We start from the raw sequence: 18,876 nt of genomic DNA, 5'->3' as shown, positions 1-18,876 counted from the left end.
AGTTTTATAGCGGTATGAATGAAAAAAATCAAGGTGATTGTTGACACTTTACAGAACGCATCAGGTCAATTTTTATAGTATGACCTGTTATATCACCTTATATTTAAACCATTAAATCACTTTCCAATTAATATATATAAAACAGATATTTAATATTATTTTACCTATAAATTTATGATACTTTTTTAGTTGCTTTTCGACCTCTAATCTTTTGTTTCAAACTTTAGTCTACAACCAATGTATTACAGCAAGATTGTAGACAATCTGCTTGAATGAAAGCATGAGTTAGAAATTAGTATCTATTTACCGTAATTTCTTTTAAATCTTTTTATCATTTTCATCCAAAAAATATCGATATTAGTGAAATTATCTGGTGCTTCACGGTAGCTTTATTGATACATTATTGAGCATCGACATAGTTGTGGCGTATTTTTCGAGACAGAAAAAACCCAGCACTATGCATATTGTTGAATGAAAGGACTTTTTTGATGTTTCAACATATCCCCCCATACGCAGGCGATCCAATTCTCTCTTTAATGGAACAGTTCAATGCTGATACTCGTTCTGGAAAAGTGAACTTGAGTATTGGTCTTTATTATAACGAAGACAGCATTGTTCCTCAGTTAGAGACCATTATCGAGGCGCAAAAGCGTATCGAGCCTAAAAACGGTAAAACCAAACTTTATTTGCCAATGGAAGGCTTCAAACCTTACCGTGAAGCAATTCAAGCACTTTTATTTGGTGCAAACAGCCCAGCAGTTAAAGCTGGCCGTGCTGTAACCATCCAAACGCTTGGTGGTTCAGGTGCATTGAAAGTTGGTGCAGATTTCTTAAAAACTTATTTCCCAAATTCAGACGTTTGGGTAAGCCAACCAACTTGGGATAACCACGTTGCGATTTTCAATGGCGCTGGCATCAAGACTCATTTCTACCCATATTTCGACAACGAAACACGTGGTGTAGATTTTGACGGTATGCTATCTACACTTAAAACTTTGCCTGAGCAAAGCATTGTGTTGTTGCACCCATGCTGCCATAACCCAACTGGTGCTGACTTAAACCCAGCGCAATGGGACCAAGTAATTGCAGTATTAAAAGACCGTAACCTTATTCCATTCCTAGACATCGCTTACCAAGGTTTTGGTGACGGTATGGAAGAAGATGCGTATGCAATCCGTGCTTTAGACCAAGCGGGTCTAAACTTCATTGTGAGCAACTCGTTCTCTAAAATCTTCTCTTTATATGGCGAGCGCGTTGGCGGCTTAACTTTCGTTTGTGACGATGCAGAAGCTGCTCAGTGCACATTCGGTCAGTTAAAAGCGACTGTACGCCGTATTTACTCTAGCCCTCCTACAACAGGTGCTTGGTTAGTGGATGAAGTGTTAAATGACGCTGAACTTAACCAACAATGGCAAGGTGAAGTAAAAGAGATGCGTGAGCGTATTATTAAAATGCGTAGCATCTTGAAAGACGAACTTACTAAAGCATTACCAGACCGTGACTTTAGCTACCTTGTAAACCAAAAAGGTATGTTCAGTTACACAGGTTTAACTGCTGAGCAAGTTGATATCTTGCGTGAAGAATATGCAATCTACTTAGTACGTAGTGGTCGTATTTGTGTAGCAGGCTTAAACATGAACAATGTTTATACTGTTGCTAAAGCGATGGCTGAAGTACTTGCTAAATCTGTAGAAGCTGCATAAGACATATACTAAAAAAGGCGCTTCGGCGCCTTTTTTTATGTCTCGATATTACGATTTAGCTTTGCCCCAATATTTCAGTTTTGAGGTATGACCAATACCCACATTAAAGCTATTGGTTGGGTCGAGTTTTTGGTAGAAATTGGCTAAGGCAGGTTTGGCAATGTAGAGATGTCCGACATTATGCTCTGCCGGATATTCAGCACGGCGCGCATCAAGTAATTTCCACATTTGGTGTTCCATTTCTAAAGGGTCATGGCCCTTTTTAAGAATATAGTCCTGATGGAAAACATGACAAAAGAAATGCCCATAATAGAGTTTATGGAGGATTTTGTTTTCCATCTCGGCTGGCAGTTGCTCTACCCATTCGCGGTCATTACGACGTAACGCAATATCAAGCGCCACAATATCTTCAACTTCACTACGGTGTGTATCTCGATAACGAATTGCCGCCCCTGCAATCGCAAAACGGTGTAAGAAAGCCTTCCGACCTTCCTCTTCGCTACATGCGAAATAGCTACCTGACGGATGCACTGCAAAATATTCTTTTAAAAACTGCTCGGTCTGTGCTTTTGAATTATTTTCGATACGTAAAACTAAATGATGCTCATAACAATCTCGATATTCGGTCATACGCTTCGGCAAATGACTCGGTAAAAAGAACGTAATCGCCTGTAAAATATGGTCTGTTAAACCTTTAATTTTAAATCTTTCTAAAAAGCCATCGACTTTATCTTTCATCGCAAAGGCTTTTGGAACATTGGCTGTACCAAACTTTTCAATAAATAAAAACGTGTCTTTTCCGTACTTTTCACCAATCAAGTAAGCATCTCGATGAATATATTCACCCGCAATCGGTAGGCTTGGCAGTGAGGTCAGTAAGTAACGACGAATGGCCGTTAAATCATCGGCATCATTACTACCAATATAAAAAACACTGCTCTCTACTTTTTCATAGGTATCAAGGCGTACAGCAAACACACAGACTTTACCTGCCGAACCTGATGCTTCAAACAATCGTGACGGGTCTGCATTAAAACGAGCAGGCGTATCCTCATCAACTTGAGTCACATCATGGGCATAGCGATGATCCGATGCCTGCTTTTCGTTGTCATCTAAAATATCTACGGCTTGGTATTGTTTCTTCTCTAAACGAGTTAAGATTTCTTCGGGAGTCGAACCTAAATTCACCCCTAAATGGTTCACCAGCTCTAATTGACCAACAGCATTGACCTGAGCATATAACGCCAGTTCAGTATACGCAGGACCACGGCGTACCAAGGCACCACCAGAGTTATTACACACACCACCAAGTACCGATGCACCTATACAGGATGAACCAATTACCGAATGTGGCTCACGGTCATAACCTTTTAAAATTTGCTCTAAATTATCTAAGGTTGCACCCGGTAAACAAATCACTTGCTTACCATCATGAATAACCTGAATACCCTTTAAACGGCGGGTACTCATGACCAATACAGGACGGTCATAATCATCACCATACGGGGTTGAACCACCAGTGAGTCCTGTATTTGCTGCCTGCATAATCACAATACAGTCTGCGTCAATTGCAGCCTGCAAAACTTGCCATTGCTCTAGTAAAGTGCCCGGCACCACCACAGCAAGTACTTTCCCCTCACCAAAACGACGGCCTTGGCGGTACTGACGCGTGCTTTGATCATCGGTCAAAACATGCGAACGCCCAACAATGTTTTGTAGGCGTTCGATCACTGCTTGAGGAGAAAATGTTTGCATGATGGTTTCCTTTTGGTCATCCATACCACATAGTTTTTTAAATCAGAAAAACTCGACGGAGTTTTTCCGTTTAGAACTAATATTTAAAGTAGCTAATTCCATTACTTTTGTTTTGGCATGAGTAGCGACTAAAGCTACGCAAGATCAAAACCATTTCACTTAGCACTAGCAGCTAATCTCTAGGTGTTAGATTTAATTCAAATTGGCTACGCGTTGGCGGCAGGGATGCCGCCGTTTCGATGCGGTAGCAAGGACGTACCGTTATCGAAACAAAGGTTTTTGGTTACTTTTTTAAAAAAGTAACGTCAATGAGCTACTTACATTGAACCTTTTCCGATACGACTCCGTCGTGCCAATATCATCAAAGTTAATACGAAAATGTTAGAGCTTCATCGCCTGTACTAAACAATCCGCATTAATATCTGAAATCGACTTAGCACCTGTGAGCGTCATCGCAACACGCATTTCTTTATCAATTAAATCAAGTAAGTTCGACACACCTTGTCCACCTGCTGCTGCCAAGGCATAAACAAACGCACGGCCAAGTAAAACTGTATCGGCCCCAAGCGCCAACATACGCACTACATCTAAACCATTACGAATGCCTGAGTCAGCCAAAATTGCTAAGTCACCTTTGACTGCATCAGCAATTGCAGGCAATGCACGAGCAGACGACATCACACCATCCAACTGACGGCCACCGTGATTCGATACTACAATCCCATCTGCACCAAAACGTACAGCATCTTTGGCATCTTCAGGGTCTAAAATACCCTTAATTACCATTGGCCCATCCCAAAATTCACGAATCCACTCAAGGTCTTTCCATGAAATCGATGGGTCAAAGTTCGAGCCTAACCAGCCAATATAGTCTTCAAGCCCAGTCGGTTTACCTAAATATTTAGAGATATTACCCAAGTCATGCGGACGCCCCATTAAGCCGACATTCCACGACCAATGTGGATGGAACATAGACTGCATATAACGGCGCATCGCAGCATTTGGCCCACTCATACCCGAATGAGCATCACGATAACGTGCACCTGGCACAGGCATATCTACAGTAAACACCAGTGTTGAACAGCCAGCTGCTTTTGCTCGTTCCAAAGCATTACGCATAAAACCACGGTCACGTAATACATAAAGCTGGAACCACATTGGGCGATTAATTGCAGGCGCAACTTCTTCAATCGGACATACCGAAACCGTTGAAAGCGTAAATGGAATGCCTTTTTTATCGGCTGCCATCGCGGCTTGCACTTCACCACGGCGCGCATACATACCTGTTAAACCCACAGGAGCTAATGCAACCGGCATAGACAAAGTTTCGTTAAACAGTTTTGTCTCTAAACTTAATGCTGACATGTCATTCAGCACACGTTGACGCAATGCAATTTCTGACAAATCTTGTACGTTACGCTTTAAGGTATATTCCGAATACGCTCCACCATCAATGTAGTGAAATAAAAATGGAGGTAAGCGACGTTGTGCCGCAGCACGATAATCATTGCCAGAAGAAATAATCATTTTGAATCAACTCTATTTAAACGATTTGCACGTTTCTGGCGAGCTTCATCTTCATCCAGAGAACGCACATGATTAATCACAAATTCAATATGACCGCAGACAGCTTGGCGTGCGGCCTCGGGATCTTTACGATCAATAGCATCCATCACCTGAAAATGCTGCTCGCTGAGCAAGTCACCATTGACTGGGTCGTTATAAACTTTTTTACGCCCTAACAAGACGTTGTATTGCAGCAAATCAAACAGACTACGCATCATTTGAATCAGCACCACATTGTGAGATGCTTCAGCAATTGCTAAGTGGAATTCAGCATCTGCCACAGCAGCCTGTGCTGAGTCACCTGCATTTTGATGTCGACTAATTTCATTAAAATAATGACGGATTTTGGCACGATCATCAGGCGTTGAGCGCAATGCGGCATACCATGCCGTGCCACCTTCAAGTAATAACCGCGCCTCTTGCACATCAAAACGGTACAGCGGATCTTCTTCAATCAAGTTACTAATTGGGTTCACAATGAGTTGCTGTGGCCACTGTTCAGGTAACTGCTGAATATAAGTCCCATCGCCACGGCGGCTACTGAGCACACCTTGACTATTGAGCTGCTGAATCGCTTCACGCAAAGACGGACGAGAAACTCCTAAGCTAGTTGCAAGCTGGCGTTCGGCAGGCAAACGATCACCTTTTTTCATGTGCCGCTCTTCAATTAATGCCTGCAATTTCATGACCACTTGATCGGAGATTCTCATCGCGTTTCCTTCACTGGAGTTATGGAATCATCCACGGAACCAGATAAGCCTGAACCGTAATAATGATGCCAACAAAGACAGTGAATATGATGCTATGTTTTACCGTGAAACGGAACAAGTCAGACTCTTTTCCAACTAAGCCTACCGCTGCACACGCAATCGCAATCGACTGCGGAGAAATCATCTTCCCTGTCACACCACCGCTGGTATTCGCAGCCACAAGCAATACTTCTGGAATACCAATCTGCTGAGCTGTGGTCGCCTGTAATGCCGAGAACAAAGCATTTGAAGAGGTGTCTGAACCCGTAAGGAACACACCAAGCCAACCCAAAAATGGCGAGAAGAAAGTAAACGCATGACCTGTATGCGATAGAGCCAAAGCTAAAGTTGCAGATAAACCTGAATAATTCGCAATAAAAGCAAACGCCAACACCATACCAATCGAGTAAATCGGTGTTTTCAACTCATTGAGTGTTTCACCAAAAGTTGTTACGGCCTCACTTGCTTTCATTTTTAAGAAAATAGCGGTGATGATTGCAGCAATAAAAATTGCAGTACCTGTTGCAGAGAACCAGTCAAACTTATAAATCGCTTCATATGGCTTCATCTCTGCCACAATCGGTGGCATTTTTTCGACTAACTTATGCAAATACGGTACTTCAAGTTTAAAAATCCAGTGTTCAAGAGCACCATCTTTTGCAAATAATGCTTTAAATGGCTTAACGCTCCAGATAGTGACCATTACCGTTAAGATTGCAAATGGAGACCACGCCTTAGCAATTTTCCCCATACTGTAACGTTGAACCGTAGTAGGTTGCTGAGCCAAAGTCTGACCAGCTTCAGGTTCAAAGCGGAAAATATGCTTTGGTTGCCAAACACGGAACAGCAAAGTTAAGCTCACCAATGACGCAATTGCTGCGGTAATGTCAGGTAACTCAGGGCCAATAAAGTTAGATGTAAGATATTGGGCAATCGCAAAAGAACCACCACCAACCAACACCGCAGGCCAAGTTTCCTTAACACCACGCCAACCATCCATAATCGCCATAATCCAGAACAGCACAATTAGAGTTAAAAACGGCAACTGACGCCCAACCATCTGGCTAATTTCTATAGTGTCTACGCCTGACACCTGCCCCGCCACAATAATTGGAATACCCATCGCACCAAATGCCACTGGCGCGGTATTTACAATCAAGCATAAACCAGCAGCATAAAGTGGCTTAAAGCCTAAACCTACAAGGAGTGCAGCCGTAATTGCGACAGGAGCACCAAAACCTGCAGCCCCTTCAAGGAAAGTACCAAAGGCAAAACCAACGAGTAACATTTGCAGACGTTGATCTTCGGTAATTGACAAAATGCTTGAGCGAATAACCTCAAACTGGCCTGTTTTTACCGAAATTTTGTATAGAAAAACTGCCCCAATAATGATCCATGAAATTGGCCATAGACCATAGAAGAAACCATAAATGATTGACGCAAAGGCCATTTGACCCGGCATTTGATAGAAAAAGAGAGCAATCAATAATGCAATAATGACTGTGCCCGTACCCGCGATACTGCCTTTTAAACGAAAAACTGCTAATGCCAAAAAGAAGAAAATAATCGGGATTAATGCAACCGCACTGGACAGCCAAATATTATTTAAAGGGTCATAAAGTTGTTGCCACATATTGAGCATTGTCATCTCCTTGAAATGCCGGGGCGAATTTTTGTACCTTAAATTCTTAAACATTTAACACTATTGGTCTTACCAATTAAAAATTAAGTGCAAATGTTATTCCTTAAACCACAGACCGCATCATAAACACAGAAATTGGTAAGATCAATCATTAAATAACCATCATAATTGGTAAGACCAATAGTGCTAAGTAAAATCAAGCAATTTCTAATTTATAAATTTATTTATTAGACTAAAGTCGTAAAAATCTTTCTTATAAATTTAGATATGAACTATAGAAATGAAGTGAAAAATTTGAATATAAAAACTATAAACATTCCTGTTTCATGATCTATGTATAATGTGCACACAACTCAAACCACATGTATTGAATTGAATAATGACTACTTTAACGTGTTTTAAAGCTTATGATATCCGAGGCAAACTCGGCACCGAATTGAATGAAGAAATCGCCTATAAAATTGGCCGCGCTTACGGACAAATCTATAAACCAAAGACTGTGGTTGTAGGTTGTGATATTCGTCTAAGCAGTGAGGGTTTAAAACAAGCGACCATCCGCGGGTTAAATGATGCGGGTGTCAATGTTCTTGATTTGGGCATGACAGGTACTGAAGAAGTTTACTTCGCCGCTTTCCATTTAGATGTGCAAGGTGGTATCGAAGTTACTGCGAGCCATAACCCAATGGACTATAACGGTATGAAATTGGTACGAGAAAATGCTCGTCCAATTAGTGCCGATACTGGTTTAAAAGAAATTCAGGCTTTAGCAGAAACCAATAACTTTGAAGAAGTTAGTCAAAAAGGTACAACTCAAAGTTATAACATTTTGCCTGAGTTTGTTGATCACTTAATTACCTATATTGAACCAGCAAAAATCCGTCCACTAAAATTAGTGGTAAACGCGGGTAATGGTGCAGCTGGTCACGTGATTGATGCAATCGAAGAAAAATTTAAGGCGCTTAACGTATCAGTTGAATTTATTAAAATTCACCATGAAGCAGATGGTACTTTCCCAAATGGGATTCCTAACCCAATTTTAATTGAAAACCGTGACAGTACTCGAAATGCTGTTCTTGAGCATAAAGCGGATATGGGAATTGCATGGGACGGCGACTTTGACCGCTGTTTCTTGTTTGATGAAAAGGGGCAGTTTATTGAAGGCTACTATATCGTTGGTCTATTGGCTCAAGCTTTCTTGATTAAACAATCAGGTGAGAAAATTGTGCATGACCCACGTTTAGTGTGGAACACATTTGATATCGTAGATGAATACAAAGGTGTTGCTGTACAGTCAAAATCTGGTCACGCATTCATTAAAGACGTTATGCGTGAACACAATGCTGTATATGGCGGTGAAATGAGTGCTCATCACTATTTCCGTGACTTTGCTTACTGCGACAGCGGCATGATTCCGTGGTTACTTACTGTTGCCCTACTTTCTGAAACAGGACAATCACTTTCAACCCTCGTTGAAAATATGATTACCAAGTTTCCTTGTAGTGGTGAAATCAACTTTAAAGTGGCTGACACACAAACCACTATTCAAAAGATTTTCGATTTCTATGCCGAACAAAAACCAGAAATTGACCGTACCGATGGTGTAAGCCTCGACTTTGGTGCATGGCGTTTTAATGTCCGCGCTTCAAACACTGAGCCTTTACTACGTCTTAACATTGAAAGCCGTGCAGATCGTCAAGCTCAGCCAATGCAGCATTATGTAGATGAATTGACTGGATTAATTCAGTCATAATAATTCCGCCATACCAGAGATGGAAAATTATTTTTCCATCTCTTCTTGGGTATTTTGCATAATTTTATAAGTATGATTATGCCCATCTAATACATCTCTGTTTAAATTTTCATAATCCTTTAACAAAGCTTTATTGTTAAAGTTACAAGTTGGAGCTTCTTTTACAAATTTTTGATGTATGGCACTATAACAACTCGAAACATTATCAACAAATTGATAGTAATCTGACAAAGGCAACCCTGCTAACTTTAATAGTTTTGGAGCGACGAAACTTGCAGCAATATAAGGTTGCTTCAAAGGCTTCTTATCTAATTTATAATTGCTCCACACTACAAACGGTGTCTGATAGTTTTTGAGATTAGTCCGGTCAGGATCATCTTTAAAAAATCCATAACTCTCATAAACTTCTTGTAGATTCGGCAAATGATCGCCAAAAGCCACTAAAATTGTTGGTCGATCTACTGTCTTTAAATATTCAGCGAGCTCTTTTAGCTTTTGGTTAGCACGCACAGTTCCAGCAGTATAAGTACTTAATTTTTGCTTTTCGGTTTCAGATAATTCTTTGTTAAATTTATAATTTTGTTTACCAAAACGATCATCGTTATACATTGGGTGATTTTCAACAGTAATCGCATAAATAAACTTTGGCTGTTGCTCACTCTCTTCTAAAGTAGACTTAATCGAATCAAAAATAAGATCATCTGTAGCCCATCCACCCAAATTAAAGACTGTAGACCGATCTTTTTGAGCAATCATATTTTCAAGTGATATAAATTTATCGAAACCTAATGCTGGATATACCTTATTACGATTATAGTAATATCCATAGTTATTATGCATTGCAACCGTTTGATAACCGAGTGAATTTAGGTAATAAGGTAGAGCATAAATTGGCTTTTTCAGCTTAGAGACATATAACAACTCATTGGGGAAAAAAGTTGTATTTAGACTCGTAAGAACTTCAAACTCGACATTCGCAGTACCTCCCCCAAAAGAAGGAGACAATAAATTAGAGACCTGATTTTGATGAACAAAAGATAGTAAATCTTTGGGTAAACCACTATCTAAATGATGAGAATCCCAAAAAGATTCTTCCATCACGATAACAATGTTCGGATATTCCTTCTCATTATCTTCTAAAGGTTGAACCAAATGATGTTCCTGCAAAATCTGCTGTATGTCTTGCTCAGATACTTTACGGTTAGGTAATAAAATACTGGTTACATTATCCAATACTTTAGAAACGTAAAAAGTCACAAAGCCATAATCTTGAATTTTCCGATAGTCTCCAATCCAGTCATTTCTGGTATTTGGAAATTCCTGTAAGCTGGCACAAATCATGGGTTTATTTTCTGAAAAACACGCCCCTGTAGGATTTTTAATAAAATTTAAGTAAATTAAACCACTCCCAAGCAATCCAAAAATAACAATATTGGGAACATAGGTATGAAAAGTGGCTTTGCTTTCTTTACGTATAGCGATCAGCAGCACAATAAGAAAGAAAATTATTAGAGTAAAAAAGATGAGCTGTAAGTGCCAAGGAGTTGCCTTCATCGCCTCAGGAAGTAAAAAAATATCTTCAGGACTTAAATTACTAAATAAATATTGTTGCTTCTTTTTATTAATAAAATTTAAAAATATAACGAATAATTGACTTAAAAAAAGAGCAGTATACTTACGACCAACTACAATAAAAAATAGTTGAATGACGGCATAGTTAAAGAGAATTGAAAAAATAGCTTTTTCTGAAATCAAATAGCTATAAAACTTATCCCATGTCAAGTTCATATCCCATGCAACGTATACACCTACGCAAGTGGATAAAAAGGCAATAAAGATAAATAACAGCTGTTGACGTAGAAAAACCATGACGACAAAAAAGAGGCTAACCGGATTGTGGCGAATACTAGCATGAAAGTAATCACTACAACTGTAGCCTCTTTTTAGAAAAGAGCTTTATCTCAATTCAAGAAAGATATATATCTGATATTTAGAAAAATTAAATAATCAATTTTTATAGCCTGTCGGATTCTGTTTTTGCCATTTCCAGCTGTCTTGCAACATATCCTCTAAACCATATTGAGGTTGCCAGCCTAGCTCAGCAACAGCACGGGCATTATCTGCAAATGAAGTCGCTACATCACCTGCTCGGCGTGGGGCGAATTCGAAAGCAACGGATACACCATTGACCTGCTCAAAGGTATTTTTAACCTGTAATACTGATGAGCCATTACCCGTTCCAATATTCCATGCACGGCAACCTGTTGCTTGTAATCGGTTATTTAGAGCACATAAATGTGCATTGGCTAAGTCAACGACATGAATATAATCACGTACGCCTGTTCCATCTACTGTGTCATAGTCATTGCCATAAATAGAAAGTTTTTCACGGCGACCAACAGCAACTTGCGTAACGTAAGGCATTAAATTATTTGGAATACCTTGTGGATCTTCGCCAATACGTCCACTTTTATGTGCACCTACTGGGTTAAAATAACGAAGTAAAGCAATCGACCATTTAGAATTAGAAACAGACAATTTTTGTAATAATTGTTCAACGATTAATTTAGTGTAACCGTAATTATTACTAGGCATACCTGTTGGCATTTCTTCATTTAAAGGAGACGTATTCGCTTCATCATATACTGTCGCAGAAGAACTAAACACAAGTGTATAGACACCTGCTTTCTCCATGGATTTAACCAGTTGGATACTACCTGCAATATTATTATCAAAATAAATAAGCGGTTTTTCCTGGCTTTCACCAACTGCTTTTAAACCTGCGAAATGGATCACTGCATCGATTGTATGATTTTGAAATACGCGATCAAGTTCATCTGCATTCCGAATATCTCCCTCTACAAAAGTTAAACTTTTTTGAGTGAGTTCTTGAACTCTATTTAAAGACTCTTCTGAACTATTTGAAAGATTGTCATAAACAATAACTTCATGGCCAGCATTCAAAAGCTCTACACAGGTATGTGAACCAATATAGCCAGCACCGCCAGTAACCAGAATTTTAGCCATCTATTTTTCCTAATAAAATTTTAATTAATCCACGCGTTGAAGCATCGAGTGTTGAAAGATCGTTTTGAACACCATTTAAAATCGGGAGTAACTGGTCAGCAATCTGCTTACCTTTTTCCACTCCCCACTGATCAAAGGGATTAATGTTCCAGATTACAGACTGAACAAATACTTTATGCTCATATAAAGCAATCAACATCCCTAAACTATAAGGATTAAGCTCTTTTAAAAGTAATGTTGAACTTGGTTGGTTTCCTTCGTATTGCTTATAAATAGGCAAACTCTCCAGTTCTTTTGTATCTAGAGCTTCGTTACCAAAAGCTAATAAACGTGATTGTGCTAAACAGTTTGAAAGCGCAAGATGATGTTGCTCAACTAATGCTTCAGCATTTTCTACATAAGTAAAATGATCTGCATTGTAACGTTGTATAGGGGCAATAAAATCACAACTTACTGCCTGAGTTCCTTGATGGAGTAACTGATAAAAGGCATGTTGAGCATTTGGCCCAACTTCACCCCATACAATTGGACAAGTATCTAATTCAACTTTTTGTCCACCACGTTGTACCGATTTACCATTAGACTCCATTTCAAGCTGCTGTAAATAGGCAGCGAAATATTTTAACCGGCCATCATAAGGTAATACAGCATGGGTCTGAATGTTTAAAAAATTATTATTCCAGACACCTAATAATGCCATAAGTACAGGTATATTCTGCTCAAAACTTGTATTTTGGAAATGCTCATCAACGGCATGAGCACCAGCTAAAAGCTGCTGAAAACCCTCCACCCCAACTGACAAGGCAATAGGTAACCCAATACACGACCAAAGAGAATAACGTCCACCAACCCAATCCCAAAGTAATAATTGATTTTCAGGAGCAATCCCCCACTCTGACATTTTGTTAGCTTTTGTAGAAACACCAATAAAATGGCTTTTTACCACCCGTTCGTGTTTCCCTAACGCTTTCTCAAGCCACTGTCGAACAGTTTGTGCATTGGATAGAGTATCAATAGTGCCAAATGACTTCGAAGAAATAATAAATAAAGTTGTTTCTGGACGCAGTTGATGAAGCAAGTCCGATAACTGACTACCATCCATTGTTGATACGAAATGAACATTGAGTGGTTTAGCTGTTTTTACTTTAAAATCACACAATGCATGGGTCACCATTTGAGGCCCTAAATCAGATCCCCCTACCCCAATATTAACGACATCTTGAATGACTTCACCTGTGGCGCCACGGTATTGTCCAGCATGGATTTTTTCAACCAACGCATACATACGCTGCAATTGGCTATGAACCTTTTCAGTTAATTCCGGAAATTTAGAATATTCTAATGGTAAACGTAAAGCCCAATGCATTGCAGCACGCTGTTCGGTACAGTTGACTTTATCTTGAGAAAATAATCGTTCAATCCAGTGAGTCAATTGTTTAGTTTTTGCTAAAGCCACCAATTGCTCTAACACACTTTTAGTCACACGGTGTTTACTATAATCAAAAACCAGTTGATCGAACTTTACAGAATATTGCTGAAATCGATCGGGCTCTGATGCAAATAATTCTTTTATATGTAAATTTGAATTTTTCTCAACCAAAGAATGAAGCTGCGCGATAGGGGAAACTAGCTCTTTGGGAAACTTCTCGATAGATTTACTCATAATCGACCTACTCCTTCATAAGCAAAACCTTTAGATTTCACATATGCTGGATCATAAATATTACGCCCATCCAAAATAAGAGGATGCTGCATCAATTGTTGTAACTGTTTAAAGTCAGGGCTCCAATACTGCTTCCATGCCGTGACTAAGCATAAAGCATGTGCTCCTTGTGCTGCTTCATATTGATCAGCGCATAAAATCAGGTCTTCTCGGCTGCCATATAAAGCTGCAATTTCATCAAGAGCTTGCGGATCATGTAACCGTACTTTTACACCTTGGGCCCATAAAGCAGCCAATAAGATATGAATAGGTGAGTTATGTGTGCTTGGAGTGTTCTCTTTAAATGAAGCTCCCCAAATCGCAACAGTTTTTCCACTCAAGTCACAATGATAATAGTTCCATAATTTACGGAATAAAATTTCTTTTTGTTGTTCATTAATCGCCCATACTTGTTCTAGAAGACGGCTTTTCGCACCTGTTTCAGAAACCGTACTGGAGAGTGTTAAAATATCATGTGAAAAATTTTCACCGCCAAATCCAACACCTGCTGATAAATAAGCTGCGCCAATACGTGTATCTGCAGCAATGCCATGCTTTACATTGGCAATATCAATACCTAACTTTTCCGCAACTAGAGCAAGATCATTCATGTAGCTAATGCGAGTTGCCAACATGCCTGAAATGCTGAGCTTAGTAAATTCGGCATCTAAAATCGGCATAAATAAATATTGATAACTAAAACGGAAAAATGGACGTAATAACTCTTGCATTATGTCTTGAGCATAGCTTGATTCAACACCAACAATGACATGTTTTACATTGAGTACACTATTAATCGCATTACCCTCTTGAATCACGTCAGGGAAATAGACCCACTCGTCTTTAGGTAAATGTTGCTTTAATTTTTCTGTACCATGTAAACCAAAAGTTGAGCCATTAACCATTAACCTTGGATGAACAATTGGACGTTCACTTAACTTCTCAACTGTTTTTAAGGCAAGTTCTATTTGTGTTGGACTAAAACAAAATAAATAAACTTCAATATCTAAAGGAATTTGAGAAAAAGGACTTTCTGTTAAAAAACCTGCCTTTCTTTGTTTATTTAAATAATGATTAACTTCTTGATCTTGATATGAAAGTACAGATATATTTTCTTCACAGGTGACACTTGTACACCAATAGATCTGATTACCATATTCAGCTAGTAACGCTGCCATTACACCAGCGTGCAAAGTGGTTCCAAATACCGCGATTTTCATTGTACACCTGATTTTAATATTCCATAGAATTCTCTTCTCGTACTGGGAAGAGAATATATTGAACAGCTCACATATTCATTATTTTTTACAAATACTTAAGTTGAGCTACAAAATTTTATAATTTAAGTTCTTGAATCAACTGTTTAAAATCATTTCCTAATTTAGGATGTTCAACACCATAGTGTAGAACAGCTTTTAAATAACCAAGTTTACTACCACAGTCAAAGGTTTGTCCCTGCATACGATAGGCTTCAACTACATCAGATTGTTGTAGCATCGCAATTGCATCTGTTAATTGAATTTCATTACCCGCACCTTTCGGTGTGTTTTCGAGTAGTTGCATAATTCTTGCAGGTAAAACGTAGCGACCAACAACAGATAAATTAGACGGTGCAGAACCTACAGCAGGTTTTTCAACAATACCTTGCATAGCAATGCTTTCGCCTTCATTTGGACTTTGTGCAACATCAACAATACCATATTGATCTACCAAGTGATCAGGCACAGCTTCTACCATTATCTGTGCCGCGTTACTTTCATCATAACGAGAAATCATACGCGATAAATCATTCTGCCCCGAACTATCTTTCACCAATACATCTGGTAATAGCACAGCAAAATCATCTTGTCCTACTACACTTTTCGCACATAAAACAGCATGCCCTAAGCCTAGAGGTTGAGGTTGTCTTACACTCACAACGCTCACATGAGCTGGAACAATATTGATAATCTCTGCAAGTAAGTCTACTTTTTTCTTTTGTTCTAAAATTGTCTCTAACTCAAAGTTTCGATCAAAATAATTTTCGATAGAAGACTTAGAAGAATGGGTCACCAAAATAATTTGTTCAATTCCTGCTTCAACCGCTTCACGCACCACATACTCAATAGCAGGACGATCAACAACAGTAACCATTTCTTTCGGAATAGACTTACTTGCGGGTAAAAAACGTGTACCTAAACCGGCCACTGGTAGAACTGCTTTTTTGATCATAAGAAATATTTCAAGATATAAAATTTACTTTACAGATGAATCGACATTTTCTTGGACATCATTACCTTTAAATAAAGATGGTCCTACATGACCAGGTGCATTAATACCTTCACGTCTTAACATCACTTTGACGGTTTTAAACATAATTTTAAAGTCAACCCAAACACTGTGATTGTCCACATACCAAACATCACATTTAAAACGTTCTTCATAATCCAGTTCATTACGTCCGCTTACTTGAGCTAAACCTGTCATTCCCGGGCGAACTTCTAAACGACGTGCTTGTTCTGGAGAATATAAAGCAACAAAGTCTTTTAACATTGGACGAGGCCCCACCACGCTCATATCGCCTTTTAACACGTTAATAAGCTGGGGCATTTCATCTAAACTAGTAGAGCGCAACTTCTGCCCAAATGGGGTAATACGAGCCTCATCTGGCAATGGATTTCCCTGCGCATCAAAAGCATCCTTCATTGAACGGAATTTGATCATTTTAAAAAGTTTGCCGTTCTTTCCTGGCCGCTCTTGATAGAAAAAGATAGGCGAACCTAAATTTTTACGCACTTTATAAGCAACCAATAAAAAAATAGGTGAAAGCAAAATCAATGCTACAGAAGCAATAAAAATATCAACTAGTCTTTTCATTTAGATCTTTTAAACCCATGATATCTATAAGTTTGGTATTTACTTTTTTAGCATCAAATTTTTCTTGTGCTATTTCATAACTCTTCAAACCCATTATATTCACTTGCTCGGGATTTTCTATAAAGTAACACATTTTATCTGCTAAAGCTTCTGGATCCCATTTAGGGACTAGAAAACCATTTCCACCATCCTCAACAGTTTCACGACAACCTGGCACATCTGTTGTAATAACAGGTCGTCCCATAGCCATAGCTTCTTGTGTACTTCGTGGTACACCTTCTCTATAAGATGGAAGTACAAATACACTCGAGTTAGCAATCCAGTCTTTTACATTAGAAACATGACCAGGATATTCAAATAAACCTTCTGCGATCAGTTCATCTAACTGAGACTTCGACAATGCTCCCATATTCTGGGCGTCTAAGCCACCTAGTATTGTAAACTTTGTGTTAGGATATTTAAGTTTTACGATTTTAATTGCATCAATGAATTCAAATATACCCTTTTCTTTCAGTAATCGTCCAATAAATAAAAAAGTTACTGGATTTGCTTGAGCCAGACTATAACTATAGTCTTTCAGGTCTAAACCGATACCACCAAGAATATGTACATTTTTGACTGGTAGAGTATATGTATGAATAAGATCTTTTTCATCATCAGGATTTAAAAAAATCATATCATCCAATCTTGGGAAAGCTAAACGATATAATAAAACCTGAATATTACGAACAAGTTTCGTCTTGCTGCTTTGGCCTTCTGGTTGTTCTGTAAATGTGTAACCCAGTCCTTCAAGCATGCCAATAATACGAGGTATCTTTGCAAAGCTTGCAGCCAATGTTCCATAAATCACAGGTTTAGCAAAATATGAAAAAACAATGTCTGGCTTAATTACTTTTATTTTACGAATAAGCTGATATGTAGATGCAATATCGGCAAAAGGGTTCAAGCCCCCACGACTTAACCGATAAGTAATAGGTTTAGCTCCTAATGTCTTAATTTTTTCAAGACAGCTTTCTGTATATTCAGAAGTAAAAGCATATACCTGATGCCCATCGGCCACTAAAGTTTTTATTAGATCAGCACGGAAACCATAAAAACTAGATCCCGTAGTTCCTATAAGTACAATCGTTTTACTATTCATTAGGTTTCACTGCCAAAGCTAAATTTTTCCTCACATATTCAAGCTCTTCCGGAGAAATAAAATTATCGTTTCGTCGCTTAACTAAATAATTTTCCTTCCCCAAAAAAAATAAAAGATTAACCACATTTTTTTTTAAAAAAATGTTCAAGTTAGCCTTTAAGTAATAAGTAAAACTCATATTTTCCTTAAACTTTTTATATATATAATTTGTAGTTTTATAAGATAATAAAAGTTTTTCTTTCGTAAGATTTCCAACTTCACGATAATATAATAATGGCTCAGGTAATACTTTAATTTTCAAATCCCGGTTCAAAATTGAACGAAGCCATAACTCGTAGTCTTCAGCACGCTCTGACTTTTGATCATACCTATTTCTAAGATACCAACTCTTTTTAGCAAGAAGCGTTGGATGTACTATCTGATTGTTACCATTCAATAAAGATTGTATTGTTACTGGAGATTCTATTATTCTCTTTCCAATTATATTATTCTTTATATCAATTGAATATAATGATGAAGAAACTAGATCAAAATCATTATTTATTAAAAAATCATATTGAATTTTTAATCTATCCGGATGCATAATATCATCAGCATCCATGCGAGCAATAAATTCATATTTAGATAAAGAAATAATCTGATTGAGTCTAGTTGGTAACTTTAAATTCAAACCATCTGATATCACTTTTATACGACTATCTTTTTTTTCAAATTCTTTTGCAATTTTAAGAGACCTATCAGTAGAACCATCATCAACTAAAATAAGCTCCCATTCTTTAAAGCTTTGATTAATTACAGATTGTATAGCATCAGATAAAAAATTTTCAGCATTATAGATAGGAATTGCAACACTCACTCCACCTTTTGAACACATTTAAAATACCTCGAATATTGGATTGATCTGATAGGGATATAAATCACCAAATCTCATGGTTATCATGGAAAAATATATTACAGAAAAAAGCACGAACAAAATATTAATTAA

14 protein-coding genes and 1 pseudogene are annotated in these 18,876 nt (G+C 38.3%); 3 read left to right on the top strand and 12 right to left on the bottom strand.

From position 1 onward, the window contains the following. The first annotated feature begins 18 nt into the window (after nt 1-18). Both ACH8JV_RS17400 and ACH8JV_RS17395 read left to right on the top strand, forming a co-directional pair. Nucleotides 19-153 (top strand): annotated as a pseudogene (locus tag ACH8JV_RS17400) (hypothetical protein). Nucleotides 154-488: 335 nt separating this feature from the next. Then, complete coding sequence (locus ACH8JV_RS17395) at nt 489-1,703, top strand: amino acid aminotransferase (protein ID WP_016142558.1); 1,215 nt, start codon at nt 489-491, stop codon at nt 1,701-1,703. Nucleotides 1,704-1,751: 48 nt separating this feature from the next. Here the strand turns inward: ACH8JV_RS17395 and dld are convergent, their stop codons facing one another. The 4 genes from dld to lldP form a co-directional block, all read right to left on the bottom strand. Continuing rightward, nucleotides 1,752-3,458, bottom strand: a complete 1,707-nt coding sequence (gene dld, locus ACH8JV_RS17390) for a D-lactate dehydrogenase (RefSeq protein ID WP_396522737.1) — start codon at nt 3,456-3,458, stop codon at nt 1,752-1,754. 381 nt (nt 3,459-3,839) lie between these two features. Continuing rightward, a complete protein-coding gene (gene lldD, locus ACH8JV_RS17385) occupies nt 3,840-4,985 on the bottom strand; it encodes an FMN-dependent L-lactate dehydrogenase LldD (RefSeq protein ID WP_002050500.1) in 1,146 nt (381 codons plus the stop codon). Beyond that, a complete protein-coding gene (lldR, locus tag ACH8JV_RS17380) occupies nt 4,982-5,734 on the bottom strand; it encodes a transcriptional regulator LldR (protein WP_006581645.1) in 753 nt (250 codons plus the stop codon). Before lldR ends, lldD begins: the two co-directional genes overlap by 4 nt. Before the next feature lie 19 nt (nt 5,735-5,753). Continuing rightward, entirely contained in the window at nt 5,754-7,421 is a 1,668-nt protein-coding gene (gene lldP, locus ACH8JV_RS17375; protein WP_396522734.1) for an L-lactate permease, read from the bottom strand. 373 nt (nt 7,422-7,794) lie between these two features. Between lldP and ACH8JV_RS17370 the strand changes: the two genes are divergently transcribed. After that, nucleotides 7,795-9,165, top strand: coding sequence for a phosphomannomutase CpsG (locus ACH8JV_RS17370; protein WP_396480826.1), 1,371 nt, complete (start codon nt 7,795-7,797; stop codon nt 9,163-9,165). A gap of 27 nt (nt 9,166-9,192) precedes the next feature. Here the strand turns inward: ACH8JV_RS17370 and ACH8JV_RS17365 are convergent, their stop codons facing one another. From ACH8JV_RS17365 to ACH8JV_RS17330, 8 genes are all read right to left on the bottom strand, one after another. Then, nucleotides 9,193-11,034: an LTA synthase family protein gene (locus tag ACH8JV_RS17365; protein ID WP_396522732.1), complete on the bottom strand. Its 1,842-nt coding sequence runs from the start codon at nt 11,032-11,034 to the stop codon at nt 9,193-9,195. A 138-nt stretch (nt 11,035-11,172) separates the two neighbouring features. Beyond that, nucleotides 11,173-12,192, bottom strand: coding sequence for a UDP-glucose 4-epimerase GalE (gene galE, locus ACH8JV_RS17360; RefSeq protein ID WP_396522730.1), 1,020 nt, complete (start codon nt 12,190-12,192; stop codon nt 11,173-11,175). Then, a complete protein-coding gene (pgi, locus tag ACH8JV_RS17355) occupies nt 12,185-13,855 on the bottom strand; it encodes a glucose-6-phosphate isomerase (RefSeq protein WP_396522728.1) in 1,671 nt (556 codons plus the stop codon). Before pgi ends, galE begins: the two co-directional genes overlap by 8 nt. After that, nucleotides 13,852-15,114: a nucleotide sugar dehydrogenase gene (locus ACH8JV_RS17350; protein ID WP_031952056.1), complete on the bottom strand. Its 1,263-nt coding sequence runs from the start codon at nt 15,112-15,114 to the stop codon at nt 13,852-13,854. The genes pgi and ACH8JV_RS17350 overlap by 4 nt, the downstream gene beginning before the upstream one ends. A gap of 115 nt (nt 15,115-15,229) precedes the next feature. Then, nucleotides 15,230-16,105 (bottom strand): UTP--glucose-1-phosphate uridylyltransferase GalU, encoded by an 876-nt coding sequence (galU, locus tag ACH8JV_RS17345; RefSeq protein ID WP_304595590.1) that lies wholly within the window; start codon nt 16,103-16,105, stop codon nt 15,230-15,232. Nucleotides 16,106-16,129: 24 nt separating this feature from the next. Then, nucleotides 16,130-16,750, bottom strand: a complete 621-nt coding sequence (locus tag ACH8JV_RS17340) for a sugar transferase (RefSeq protein ID WP_086398832.1) — start codon at nt 16,748-16,750, stop codon at nt 16,130-16,132. Further along, nucleotides 16,734-17,891 carry a glycosyltransferase family 4 protein gene (locus ACH8JV_RS17335; protein WP_396522726.1) on the bottom strand — a complete coding sequence of 386 codons (1,158 nt, stop codon included), beginning with the start codon at nt 17,889-17,891 and terminating at the stop codon, nt 16,734-16,736. Before ACH8JV_RS17335 ends, ACH8JV_RS17340 begins: the two co-directional genes overlap by 17 nt. Further along, nucleotides 17,884-18,765: a glycosyltransferase family 2 protein gene (locus ACH8JV_RS17330; RefSeq protein ID WP_396522725.1), complete on the bottom strand. Its 882-nt coding sequence runs from the start codon at nt 18,763-18,765 to the stop codon at nt 17,884-17,886. Before ACH8JV_RS17330 ends, ACH8JV_RS17335 begins: the two co-directional genes overlap by 8 nt. Nucleotides 18,766-18,876 lie beyond the last annotated feature (111 nt).

The organism is Acinetobacter sp. ABJ_C5_2, assembly GCF_044538485.1.
In the GTDB taxonomy this organism is placed as follows: domain Bacteria; phylum Pseudomonadota; class Gammaproteobacteria; order Pseudomonadales; family Moraxellaceae; genus Acinetobacter; species Acinetobacter nosocomialis_A.
Note: the sequence above shows the minus strand (reverse complement) of the source record. Positions and strands in the feature narration are given on the sequence as shown.